The 11,778-nt window shown below is 64.9% G+C and carries 14 protein-coding genes; 9 read left to right on the top strand and 5 right to left on the bottom strand.

Features of this window, described 5'->3' with window-relative positions:
* Positions 1–4: 4 nt before the first annotated feature.
* The 4 genes from VEIS_RS05770 to VEIS_RS05755 form a co-directional block, all read right to left on the bottom strand.
* A complete protein-coding gene (locus tag VEIS_RS05770) occupies positions 5–463 on the bottom strand; it encodes a very short patch repair endonuclease (RefSeq protein WP_011808959.1) in 459 nt (152 codons plus the stop codon).
* A 21-nt stretch (positions 464–484) separates the two neighbouring features.
* Positions 485–1,534, bottom strand: coding sequence for a DNA cytosine methyltransferase (locus tag VEIS_RS05765; protein WP_011808958.1), 1,050 nt, complete (start codon positions 1,532–1,534; stop codon positions 485–487).
* Between the two features lie 66 nt (positions 1,535–1,600).
* The gene (gene mads1, locus VEIS_RS05760; RefSeq protein WP_011808957.1) at positions 1,601–1,798 is read right to left on the bottom strand and encodes a methylation-associated defense system helix-turn-helix domain-containing protein MAD1; all 198 of its coding nucleotides are present in this window, start codon (positions 1,796–1,798) and stop codon (positions 1,601–1,603) included.
* Positions 1,799–2,305: 507 nt separating this feature from the next.
* Positions 2,306–2,749 (bottom strand): universal stress protein, encoded by a 444-nt coding sequence (locus VEIS_RS05755; RefSeq protein WP_011808956.1) that lies wholly within the window; start codon positions 2,747–2,749, stop codon positions 2,306–2,308.
* Between the two features lie 106 nt (positions 2,750–2,855).
* Here VEIS_RS05755 and VEIS_RS05750 point away from each other — a divergent pair, with 106 nt between their 5' ends.
* The 9 genes from VEIS_RS05750 to VEIS_RS05710 all read left to right on the top strand — a co-directional run bounded on the left by VEIS_RS05750 (position 2,856) and on the right by VEIS_RS05710 (position 10,938).
* Positions 2,856–5,309, top strand: coding sequence for a heavy metal translocating P-type ATPase (locus VEIS_RS05750; protein WP_011808955.1), 2,454 nt, complete (start codon positions 2,856–2,858; stop codon positions 5,307–5,309).
* 20 nt (positions 5,310–5,329) lie between these two features.
* Positions 5,330–5,467 carry a cbb3-type cytochrome oxidase assembly protein CcoS gene (ccoS, locus tag VEIS_RS05745; RefSeq protein WP_011808954.1) on the top strand — a complete coding sequence of 46 codons (138 nt, stop codon included), beginning with the start codon at positions 5,330–5,332 and terminating at the stop codon, positions 5,465–5,467.
* Between the two features lie 64 nt (positions 5,468–5,531).
* Positions 5,532–6,992, top strand: a complete 1,461-nt coding sequence (ccoN, locus tag VEIS_RS05740) for a cytochrome-c oxidase, cbb3-type subunit I (RefSeq protein ID WP_011808953.1) — start codon at positions 5,532–5,534, stop codon at positions 6,990–6,992.
* Positions 6,993–7,014: 22 nt separating this feature from the next.
* A complete protein-coding gene (gene ccoO, locus VEIS_RS05735) occupies positions 7,015–7,647 on the top strand; it encodes a cytochrome-c oxidase, cbb3-type subunit II (RefSeq protein WP_011808952.1) in 633 nt (210 codons plus the stop codon).
* 12 nt (positions 7,648–7,659) lie between these two features.
* Positions 7,660–7,797 carry a cbb3-type cytochrome oxidase subunit 3 gene (locus tag VEIS_RS05730; protein ID WP_011808951.1) on the top strand — a complete coding sequence of 46 codons (138 nt, stop codon included), beginning with the start codon at positions 7,660–7,662 and terminating at the stop codon, positions 7,795–7,797.
* A gap of 24 nt (positions 7,798–7,821) precedes the next feature.
* Complete coding sequence (ccoP, locus tag VEIS_RS05725) at positions 7,822–8,736, top strand: cytochrome-c oxidase, cbb3-type subunit III (protein ID WP_011808950.1); 915 nt, start codon at positions 7,822–7,824, stop codon at positions 8,734–8,736.
* Between the two features lie 53 nt (positions 8,737–8,789).
* Entirely contained in the window at positions 8,790–10,280 is a 1,491-nt protein-coding gene (gene ccoG / locus VEIS_RS05720) for a cytochrome c oxidase accessory protein CcoG (RefSeq protein WP_011808949.1), read from the top strand.
* A gap of 38 nt (positions 10,281–10,318) precedes the next feature.
* The gene (locus VEIS_RS05715; RefSeq protein ID WP_011808948.1) at positions 10,319–10,597 is read left to right on the top strand and encodes a FixH family protein; all 279 of its coding nucleotides are present in this window, start codon (positions 10,319–10,321) and stop codon (positions 10,595–10,597) included.
* A 50-nt stretch (positions 10,598–10,647) separates the two neighbouring features.
* Entirely contained in the window at positions 10,648–10,938 is a 291-nt protein-coding gene (locus VEIS_RS05710; RefSeq protein ID WP_011808947.1) for a hypothetical protein, read from the top strand.
* A gap of 48 nt (positions 10,939–10,986) precedes the next feature.
* Here the strand turns inward: VEIS_RS05710 and fnr are convergent, their stop codons facing one another.
* The gene (fnr, locus tag VEIS_RS05705; RefSeq protein ID WP_041950573.1) at positions 10,987–11,709 is read right to left on the bottom strand and encodes a fumarate/nitrate reduction transcriptional regulator Fnr; all 723 of its coding nucleotides are present in this window, start codon (positions 11,707–11,709) and stop codon (positions 10,987–10,989) included.
* Positions 11,710–11,778: the final 69 nt, after the last annotated feature.

Below are 11,778 nucleotides of genomic sequence, written 5' to 3'. Positions count from 1 at the left end.
CCTGTCAGTTCTGCTCTTGCGCGTCGGATGACGGGGCGCGGTGCTTCATGTCCGCCTTGGCAACCACGCGGGCGACCGTCTTGGCAGCTTCGATCGGCGACTCGTGCGACCAGAATCGCAGCACCGTCCAGCCGTTGGCTTGGAGCCGTGCGTTCGTATCCGCGTCACGCTGACGATTGGCCTCGATCTTCTGCCGCCAGAAGTCCGCGTTCCGCTTCGGCCACGTGGCGTGTTCCGGACAGCCATGCCAGAAGCAGCCATCGACGAAGACGGCGATCTTGCGGCCGGGGAAAGCGACATCGGCGACGCGGCGCGGCTTTCTCAGAACCTCGTAGCCGATCCTGTAGCGCAGACCGATGCGGTACATCTCCCGACGTAGCGCCAGCTCGGCGTCCGTGCCCGTCTGCCTCACCTTCACCATGCGGCGACTGGCATTGGATGATGAGGACACGAGTCCGGGCATCCAGTAGTCCTCGTCAGCCCATCACTTGGCCGGAACCGACGCGAGGTGCTGGTCGATGCTGCGGGCGATGGCGCGACCGAGATCGACGGGCACCGCATTGCCGATCAACCGACCGAGCACTTTGAAGCTGACCTCACCACGCTTTGGGATGAATTTGTAGTTGCGTGGAAAGCTCTGCAAGATCGCGGCTTCACGAAGAGAGATGGCCCGATCCTGCTCGGGGTGGCCGAAGCGGCCATTGCCGAACCCGTAGCATTGGGTCGTCATCGTCGGCGCAGGCTTGTCCCACTCCATCCGTCCGTACACGCCCGGATAGGTGCGACCGCTTTCGGCGCGGTGGCATTCGGCGACGAGGTTCTTCGGCCAATCGCGCCAAGTGCCGCCGGGCTTGGAGACCTTGATTCGCTCGAGGTTCGTGTCGGACAGCGTCGAGGTGACGTGCAGTTTGTCCTTGGGCGCGGATTCACCGGCGCTGAGAGGACGCAAGCGTCCGATGGCTTGCTTTACCGTCTTGGGTTTCTTGCGCGTCGGCTCGATCATCTCGATCTTGCCGTGCTTGGAGGCCAGCAACACCATCCGACGTCGCATCTGCGGGACGCCATAGAGAGAACTATCGACGACGTCGTGCCAAACCTCGTAGCCGAGTCGTTTCAGCGTATCGACGAAGTCGTGAAATACCTCGTGCTTGGCGACGGTCGGCACGTTCTCCATCGTGATGACGTCGGGCATCGTGCCTTCGGCGAGGCGCGCAAACTGGTAGAGCAGGCCCCACTTGCCATCCTTGCCATCGAGTTCGTAACGTTGGGCATAGGTCGAGAACGGCTGGCAAGGCGCGCAACCCGCCAAGATCGTCACATCGGCGGCACCGAACAGCGCCTTGAGCTCGGTGGTCGTGACTTTGCCGATGTCGCGCTCGACGAACTTGGCCTGAGCATTGTTCTTTTCGTAAGGAAAGCGGCAGGCGGGATCGAGATCGATGCCCGCAACGACGGGAAGGCCCTCCAGAATAAAGCCATGCGTCAATCCGCCAGCGCCGCAGAATAAATCGACACAAGCAATTTTTTTCTTCATGTCAATTCTCCTGTTTTCGTTTCGACCATTGCATGAGGCGATCGAAACCAGCAGAAGCCAAGTCCTTCATTCCTTTTCCCGCTCTTCGTTTTCTGCCGCGCCACCCGAGAGCACCCACGCGTCGACTTCTTCGGATTTGAATTTCCAGAGTCGACCGATGCGGTGGGCCGGCATGTTGCGTTTGTTGATCCACGCATACACGGTGTCCTTGCTCACGCCGAGGTATTCGGCGATTTCTTCGACCGACAACCAGCGATCAGTCATGACTTGGCTTTCATCAAAAGGACGAATTTGGACGAATTTCTGGCGGCATTTGCATCATCGCATGAAACGGCCTTCTGAAGCCTGATCTGGCGTGGTTCGATCTGCTTTGATCTGGTTCCACCTGATCCGGCCCTGGCTGGCGGCCCCACGCGACTGACGTTGAGGCCACACTTGCCAGTGGAGAAATCGACATCCTCCTGATCTCCCCCGAATGTCTGGCGAAACTGGCTGCCTGTCCGTCCTGCAAGGAGCCTGCGCCAAATCGCATCGCCGCATGAATGAAATCTGCGGCGGACGCGAAAGCGCCCGGCGCACGGCGAGCGTGGTCATCCAGAGCCGGGCGAGTTGGCGTGCCGTGCAGCGGGTGGCCAAGCCCGCATCTGCAACTGCGCCCGGAGGGACCGGGTTGTCCGTCGGTGGCCTTGCGTGCGATGCGCTGAATTCCAGGCCATCGGCCCGATCGTTCAAACGGGTTCGTCACCCTGCGCGCACTGCGCTGCGCTCGCCTCAGCGCAGCACCAGCACCGGGATATGCGAGTGCGTGAGCACATGCTGGGTTTCGCTGCCCAGCAGCAGGCGCTTGAGGCCCTTGCGGCCGTGCGATGCCATCACGATCAGGTCGCACTTGTGCTTCTTGGCGGCAGCAATCACGGCCTCGGCCACCAGGTCGGACTTGGCGATGACCGCTTTGACCGTCACCCCTTGGGCGTCGCCCCGGGCCTTCACGCCATCGACCATGGCTTGGGCTGCGTCGCCCCATTGGGCTTCGATGTGCTTGACGGCGTTCATGTCGGCCGGCACGCCGCCTTCAAAGTAGCTGCGGGGGTAGCGGGGCACGACTTTCAGGGCCACCACGGTGGCGCCGGTGAGTGCGGCCAATGCCAGGCCATGTTCGACGGCTTTGTCCGACAGGGCCGAGCCGTCGGTGGCTATCAGGATGCGCTTGTACATGAGAGGAGTTTCCTCGAAGTGAGGGCAACGAGCTTAGGGTGATTCATGTACCGGGGCTTGATGCAGGTCAATCTGTTTGCCGGGCCCCGGCGCTAGGCTTTGTCCCATGTCAATGTCACGATCGGCCGCGCAACTGCTGTTGCTCGACGACCCGCAGGAGTGGTCGGCGTTTGGTCGCCTCCACAGTCCGGCAGCCCCGGCGGGTCCGGCAGATCCGGCAACGGTCTGGGATTCCCAGGTGGTGCTCGAAGGCATGCACTGCGCCGCCTGCGCCCTCACGATCGAAGACGCGCTGCGCGCCGTGCCGGGGGTGCTGCAGGCCGATGTCAGCGCCGCCACGCGCCGCGCCCGCGTGCTGTGGCAGCCCGGGCTGGTGCGCCCGTCGCAGTGGTTGCAGGCCGTGCACCAAGCCGGTTACCGCGCCATGCCTGCGGTCGATGCCTTGGCGCGCGAGCAGCGCCTGCGCGCAAGCCGCCAGGCGCTCTGGCGTTGGCTGGTGGCGGGCTTTTGCATGATGCAGGTGATGATGTATGCGTGGCCGGCCTATGTCGCCGAGCCGGGTGATTTGACCGGCGAGATGGAGCAGTTGCTGCGCTGGGCGTGCTGGGTCATCAGCCTGGCCGTGGTGGTTTTCTGTTGCGGCCCGTTCTTTGCCGGCGCGCTGCGCGATATACGCCTGCGCCGGGTCAGCATGGACCTACCGGTGGCGCTGGGCATGGCGATCACCTTTGGGGTCAGTACTGCGGGCACGTTCGACCCGAGCGGGATTTTCGGCCGGGAGGTGTTCTACGACTCCTTGACCATGTTCGTTTTCTTCCTGCTGACCGGGCGTTGGCTGGAGTCGCGCCTGCGTGACCGCACGGCGGGCGCGCTGGAGGCGGTGCTCAACCGCCTGCCGGACAGCGTGGAGCGGCGCTGTGCCGATGGCAGTTTCAGCCGCGTGGCCACGCGCCGTCTGGCCGTGGGCGACACCATCCGCGTGCTGCCGGGTGAGGCGTTTGCGGCGGACGGGCGCATCACGCTGGGCAGCACTTGCGCCGATGAGGCCTTGCTGACCGGCGAGTCCACCCCGGTGGCCCGCCCTGTGGGCAGCAAGGTGCTGGCCGGCAGCTACAACCTGCAATCGCCCGTGGAGATGTTGGTCGAGGGCACGGACGGGCAGACCCGCTGGGCGCAGATCGTGGCCCTGATGGACAGCGCTGCGCTGCAAAAGCCTCGGCTTGCGCAGTTGGCAGACCGCATTGCGCGGCCGTTCCTGGTGCTGGTGCTGGCGGCTGCGGCGTTGGCTGCGCTGCATGGCTGGTCTGCCGATCCGGGGCATGCGCTGATGGTGGCGGTGGCGGTGCTGATCGTCACCTGCCCCTGCGCCTTGTCGCTGGCCACCCCGGTCGCCATGCTCACCGCTGCGGGCACGCTGGCGCGCCATGGCGTGCTGGTGCGCAATCTGCAAGGGCTGGAGGCGCTGGCCCGGGTCGATACCGTGGTCTTTGACAAAACCGGTACGCTGACCCGCGACGGCATGGCGCTGCGGGCCGTGCACACGGCGGCTGGCCGGGGGGCTGACGAGGCTTTGGCGCTGGCGGCAGCGCTGGCGCGCCACTCGATGCACCCCGCAGCGCGTGCCGTGGTGGCGGCGGCTGCGGCGGTGACGGTGGCAGACGGGCGGTGGCGGCTTGCCGATTGGCAGGAAGAGGCCGGCCTGGGTCTGCGGGCCACGGTGCAGGACGGCGCCGGCGCGGTGCGCATCGTTCGGCTGGGCTCGGCCCGGCATGCCGGTCTGGCCGCGCAGCAGGACAGCGGTGCGCCGCAAGTGCTGCTGTCCGAACAAGGGCCCGATGGCGCGGTGCTCGAACTGGCCCGTTTCGATCTGGTGGAAGACCTGCGCTGCGAAGCTGCTGCCGTGGTGCAGGCGTTGGAGCGGCAGGGCCTGTCGGTGCAATTGCTCTCGGGTGACCGCATCGGCGCGGTGCAGCGCGTGGCTGCGCTGGCCGGTATTGCCACGGACCGGGCGCAGGGCGATTGCACGCCCCAGGGCAAGTTGGCTGCATTGCAGGCGCTGCAAGCGGGCGGGCGCCATGTGGCGATGGTCGGCGATGGCCTGAACGATGGCCCGGTGCTGGCCGGCGCCGATGTCTCCTTTGCCTTTGGCCGCGCCGTGCCGCTGGCCCGCTCGCGGGCCGACTTCGTGGTGCTCGGCGACGATCTGGCGCTGGTCGTGCAGACGCTGCTGCTGGCGCGTCGCACGCTGCGGGTGGTGCGCCAGAACCTGTGCTGGGCTGCGCTGTACAACGCGCTGTGTGTGCCGCTGGCGCTGCTCGGTTGGATGCCGGCCTGGCTGGCCGGGCTGGGCATGGCGCTGAGTTCGCTGCTGGTGGTGCTCAATGCGGCGCGGCTCAGCAAGCCCCTGCGATTTGCCGACGGCCCGGCAAAGCCGGTTTCGCGGCGTCCGCTGGCTTGGGGCGCCGCTGCTGCGCCTGCCGCAGGTGACGCGGGCGACGCGCAGCGCGATGAAAGGCCCCAACCGCCGCCCCCGATGAGGGCCGTGCAGCGCACCTCTTGAATTTTCCGGGAACCCGTCTGATGGACATTCTTTACCTGCTGATTCCGCTGTCCGTGGTGCTGGTGCTGTTGATTCTGGGCGGGCTGTGGTGGGCTGTCTACCACGGCCAGTTCGAGAGTCTGGACCAAGAGGCGGAGCGAATTCTCCGGGACGGTTGACTTGCGTCAACGCACTATCGTCCCGGCTGCAACAGACTCGCATGGCAATACAAAGAGGTGCCCGATGGATTCATCAAGAACAAATGCTGTCGTCCGCAACGCCAGCGTTGCGCACTACAACGACACCGTGGTGCGGCAGTTTTCTGTCATGGCCGTGGTTTGGGGGGTGGTTGGCATGCTGGTGGGCGTCGTCATCGCCGCCCAGTTGGCCTGGCCTGACCTGAACTTCGGCATCCCCTGGCTCAGCTATGGGCGCCTGCGCCCCCTGCACACCAACGCGGTGATTTTTGCGTTTGGCGGCTGTGTGCTGTTTGCCAGCAGCTACTACGTGGTGCAGCGCACCAGTCAGGTCCGGCTGTTTGCCGCTCCGCTGGCCGCGTTCACCTTCTGGGGCTGGCAGTTGGTGATTCTGGCGGCGGCCATCAGCCTGCCGCTGGGCTACACCTCCGGCAAGGAATACGCGGAGCTCGAATGGCCCATCGACATCCTGATCACGCTGATCTGGGTGTCCTACGCCATCGTGTTCTTTGGCACCGTCGGCACGCGCAAGGTTCGGCATATCTATGTCGCCAACTGGTTCTTTGGCGCGTTCATCCTGGCGGTGGCCTTGCTGCATGTGGTCAACAGCGCGGCGATTCCGGCCGGCCTGATGAAGAGCTACTCGGCTTACGCCGGGGTGCAGGATGCGATGGTGCAGTGGTGGTACGGCCACAATGCGGTGGGCTTTTTCCTCACGGCAGGCTTTCTGGGCATGATGTATTACTTCGTCCCCAAGCAGGCGGGCCGTCCGGTGTACAGCTACCGCCTGTCCATCGTCCACTTCTGGGCGCTGATCTTTACCTACATGTGGGCCGGCCCGCACCACCTGCACTACACCGCGCTGCCGGACTGGACGCAATCGCTGGGCATGGTGTTTTCGCTGATCCTGCTGGCGCCGAGCTGGGGCGGGATGATCAACGGCGTGATGACCCTGTCGGGTGCCTGGCACAAGCTGCGCGACGATCCCGTTTTGCGCTTCCTGATCGTGTCGCTGTCGTTCTACGGCATGTCCACTTTCGAGGGGCCGATGATGTCGATCAAGACCGTCAACGCGCTGAGCCACTACACCGACTGGACCGTCGGCCATGTGCACTCGGGCGCCCTGGGCTGGGTCGGGCTGATTTCGATGGGTACGCTGTACTACCTGGTGCCGCGCCTGTTCGGCAAGGACAAGATGCACTCCATCAAGGCCATCGAGCTGCATTTCTGGCTGGCCACCATCGGCATCGTGCTGTATATCGCCGCGATGTGGATTGCCGGTGTGATGCAGGGCCTGATGTGGCGCGCCGTCAACCCGGACGGCACGCTCAGCTACACCTTTGTCGAAAGCGTCAAAGCCAGCTACCCGTTCTACGTGGTCCGCTTGGCCGGTGGCCTGCTGTATCTGGCCGGCATGCTGGTGATGGCCTGGAACGTCTGGCTGACCGCAAGCTCCGGCCGTCCGGTCCGGGTAGCCATTCCTGCCGTGAACGCGGCGCATGCCTGAGCGCGCCAAGGAGAGTCGAGCCATGTCCGATAACAAGCCCTCTGCTGCGAGCGGTTTCTCCCACGAGAAGGTGGAGACCAGCAACTTCCTGATGGTCGTGCTGATCCTGCTGGTGATCGCCATTGGCGGCCTGGTGGAGATCTTGCCGCTGTTTTTCCAGAAGTCCACGACCGAGGCGGTCAAGGGCGTGCTGCCCTACGACGCGATGCAGTTGGCCGGCCGCGACATCTATATCCGCGAGGGTTGCTACAACTGCCACTCGCAGATGATCCGGCCGTTGCGCGCAGAAACCCTGCGCTATGGCCACTACTCGGTGGCCGGCGAGTTTGTCTACGACCACCCGTTCCAGTGGGGCAGCAAGCGCACCGGGCCGGACCTGCACCGCGTGGGCGGGCGGTACAGCGATGAATGGCATCGCATCCACCTGAACAATCCGCGCGATGTGGTGCCCGAGTCGAACATGCCGGCCTATCCCTGGCTGGAGAAAACCCCGGTCGATCCGAGCGTGATGGCACCGCGCATGAGGGCCTTGCGCACCGTGGGCGTGCCGTACACCGACGCGCAGATCGATGCGGCAGCGGCCGAGGTCAAGGGCAAGTCCGAGCAGGAGGCGCTGATTGCCTACCTGCAAGTCTTGGGCCTGGCGCTCAAATGAAGGGGCCCGGCCATGGACATCACGACCATGCGCATCGGCGCCACATTGGCATCGATGGCCTGCTTCATCGGCATCTGGGTCTGGGCCTACAGGGGCCGCAACAAGGCCCGGTTCGATGAGGCGGCCCGGCTGCCCTTCGAGCAAGATTGACCTTCACTGCAACGAGAACACCCCATGAGTGACTTCACCAGCAATTTCTGGTCGGTCTTTGTGACCACGCTGACCCTGGTCGCCATCGTCGCCTGCGCGCTGCTGCTTTGGATGGCAGGCCGCAGAAAGGTGGTGGCCCATGCCGACAACACCACCGGCCATCTCTGGGATGTGGACCTGGCGGAAATGAACAACCCCCTGCCGCGGTGGTGGGTGTGGCTGTTCCTCATGACCCTGCTCTTCGGTCTGGCCTACCTGGCGGCATTCCCCGGTCTTGGCAGCTTTGCCGGCCGGCTCGGCTGGAGCATGCAGGGCGAGTACGAGGCTGAAATGGCCAAGGCCCGGGCCAATCTGGAACCGCTGTATGCGCGCTTTGCGTCGATGACGCCGGAACAAGTGGCCGCAGACCCGCAAGCCCATGCGATGGGTGAGCGCTTGTTCATGAACAACTGTGCGCAATGCCATGGCTCGGACGCGCGCGGCAGCAAGGGTTTTCCGGACCTGACCGATGCGGACTGGCTGCATGGCGGCACGCCCGAGAAAATCCGCGAAACGCTGACGCAGGGGCGCATCGGCAACATGGCGCCGCTGGCGGCTGCGGTCGGCACCCCGGAGGATGTGCGCAACCTGTCGCACTATGTGCTGAGCCTTTCGGGCAGTCCACACGACTCGCTGCGGGCCTCGCTGGGCAAGCCGAAGTTCGTCACCTGTGCCGCTTGCCACGGCATGGACGGCAAGGGCAACCAGGCTCTGGGCGCGCCCAACCTGACAGACGACATCTGGCTGCATGGCTGGGGTGAGGCGACCATTGCCGAGATGATCAACAACGGCAAGGTCAACCAGATGCCGGCGCAGGAGCACAAGCTGACCGAGGCGCAGATCGGCGTGCTGTCGGCCTATGTCTGGGGCCTGTCGAACAAGCCCGGTGCGGCACGCTGAAGGCCAGCCCGCCGCACCGGCCCGCGTTGGCGCACAGCCCCCGAAGCAGCACCATGCAGCCCTGCGGCGAGCCGCCTGACCGCAAGCCGGGCATACCGATCACGCCGGTCGCGTCCGATGCGTCTGGTGCATCTGGTGCGTCCGATACCTCGGCGCAGGGCGAGATCGTCGCGCTGTACGAGGCGCAAAAGAAAATCCACCCGCGCTCCATCAGCGGCCGGTTTGCCCACTGGCGCCAGGGCATGGTGTGGCTCACGCAACTGGTCTTTTACGGGCTGCCCTGGCTGGACTGGGGGCAGCGCCAGATGGTGCTGTTCGACCTGGGCGCGCGGCGTTTTTACATCTTCGGGTGGGTGCTGTATCCGCAGGACTTCATCTATCTCACCGGCTTGCTGATCATCGCGGCGCTGGCACTGTTCCTGTTCACGGCGGTGGCCGGGCGGCTCTGGTGCGGCTTTGCCTGCCCGCAAACGGTCTACACCGAGATGTTCATCTGGATCGAACACCGGATCGAGGGCGACCGCAGTGCGCGGCTGCGGCTGGACAGCGCGCCCTGGACGTTCGGAAAGCTGTGCAAAAAGCTCTGCAAACATCTGCTCTGGCTGGCCGTGGCCTTGTGGACCGGCTTGAGCTTCGTCGGCTACTTTGTGCCGATTCGCACGCTGGGCGGTGAACTGCTGGCATGGCAGGGCGGCTGGCAAATCTTCTGGGTTCTTTTCTACGGCTTTGCCACCTATGGCAACGCCGGCTTCATGCGCGAGCAGGTGTGCAAGTACATGTGCCCCTACGCACGCTTTCAGAGCGCCATGTTCGACAAGGACACGCTGATCGTCGGCTACGACATCGGGCGTGGCGAACCCCGTGGCCCGCGCAGCAAGCGCCTGGATCACCAGGCCCGGGGCCTGGGCGACTGCATCGACTGCACGCTGTGCGTGCAGGTCTGCCCCGTGGGCATCGATATCCGCAAGGGCTTGCAGTACGAATGCATTGGCTGCGGCCTGTGTGTGGACGCATGCAATACCGTGATGGACAAGATGCATTACCCCCCGGGGCTGATCCGCTACTCCACACACAATGCGGTGACCCGGCACTGGAGCCGGCCGCAGATTCTGCGCCGGGTGCTGCGGCCCCGGGTCTTGATCTACGGCGCGGTGCTGCTGGCGCTGTGTGCGGCCATGCTGGCCAGCCTGGCGCTGCGCATGCCGCTGAAGGTGGACGTGCTGCACGACCGCGCAGCGCTGGCGCGCATCGTGGCCGGCGGCCGGCTGGAAAACGTCTACCGGCTGCAAATCATGAACGCGACCGAAGCAGCGCAGCGCTACCGCATCAGCGCCAGCAGTCCGGATGGTTTGCCGGGGCTGGAACTGGCCTCGGAACCCGAGGTCGACATCGCTGCCGCCCAGGCGCGCTGGGTGGCCGTGCGCTTGCAGATAGCGTATGGCTCGGCGACACCGGGCGCGCATGCGGTGGAGTTTGCCGTGCAGGCCCTGGGCGGGGAGGCCGTCCGGGTGACGGAAAAATCGGTGTTCCTGGTGCCGCGCTGAGCGGCATCTTCGAGAAATTGTTCAGGAGTTCAAGCGCCATGTCGTCAAACCCCGTCGTTGCCAGCCCCGTTGCTGCGCCCTGGTGGAAATTCGGCCATGTCTGGCTGGTGCTTGCCGGGCCTGCGATCGTGGTCGTTGCCGGCTTTGTCACGCTGTGGCTGGCGCTTTCGCGGCCCGACCCGGTGGTGGAGCCGGACTATTACCGCCTGGGCATGGAGATCAACAAGACCTTGGCCCATCCGGACAAAAGCCTGGCGCCGGCGCTCAAGGCCCGCAACCACGCGGCCACGCCGGAGCAGTCATTGCCGCCGCGCTGAAGTCCAACCCCCGGTCTGCGGCAGGCCGAACCCAAAGACAGGATTCCCCTATGTGGACGCACCGCCTGATGTGGATTGCATGGCCCGCCTTTTTGATGGCCGGGCTGCTGGAAATGCTGGTTTTCGCGCTGGTCGATCCGCAGGATCTGCACTGGTTCGGCCAACCCCTGGCGCTATCGCGGCAAGGCGTCTATACGCTGGCATTCTTTGCGTTCTGGGCGATCACGATGGCCAGCAGCGCGTTGACCACCTTGCTGGCGCTGTCGCCTTTCGAGCTCGATCGCTGCCCGGTGCCGGCCGCCGGGCGCCCGGACGGTTGCCGCAAGCCCGGCTGTTCCTGAGACGGGCGGGCGCTCTGGCGCTCGGGGTCTGCTGCCTGGGTCTGCGGCTCAGTGACAGGCCTGCTGGCTGCTGATGATGCGCCTGAGCGCATCGGCGTCGAGGATGCGCACATGGCGCTGTTTGACCTGCACGATGCCTTCTTCGACAAACTTGGAGAAAGTCCGGCTCACGGTTTCGAGCTTGAGGCCGAGGTAGCTGCCGATTTCCTCGCGCGTCATGCGCAGCACCAGCTCGAATGACGAGAACCCGCGGGCATGCAGGCGCTGCACCATGTTCAACAGGAAGACCGCGAGCCGCTCTTCCGCGCGCATGCTGCCCAGCAGCAGCATCACGCCATGCTCGCGCACGATTTCGCGGCTCATGATCTTGTGCACATGGTGCTGCAAGGGCAGGATCGCGCGCGACAGCTCTTCGATGCGATCGAACGGCATCACGCAGACCTCGGCGTCTTCCAGCGCCACCGCGTCGCAACTGTGGCGCTCGTTGACGATGCCGTCCAGGCCAATGATCTCGCCGGCCATCTGAAAGCCGGTGACCTGGTCGCGGCCATCCTCGGTGGCCACACAGGTCTTGAAAAAACCGGTGCGGATGGCGTACAGCGAGGTGAAGGATTCGCCGTTGCGAAACAGCGCCCCGCCGCGTTTGACCTTGCGGCGCACGGCCACCATTTCATCGATGCGCTGCAACTGATGCTCGCTGAGCCCGACGGGCATGCACAACTCGCGCAGATTGCAGTTGGAGCAGGCGACTTTGATGGTGAGCGGGTTCATGAGCACATGGGCCGGAATGGGAATGCCGAGCATACCGCGCCCGCCACCGGCAAGCGACCAAAAGAACCG

It is taken from the genome of Verminephrobacter eiseniae EF01-2 (genome assembly GCF_000015565.1).
Lineage (GTDB): Bacteria > Pseudomonadota > Gammaproteobacteria > Burkholderiales > Burkholderiaceae_C > Acidovorax > Acidovorax eiseniae.
This window is presented reverse-complemented; position numbering and strand designations above follow the sequence as displayed.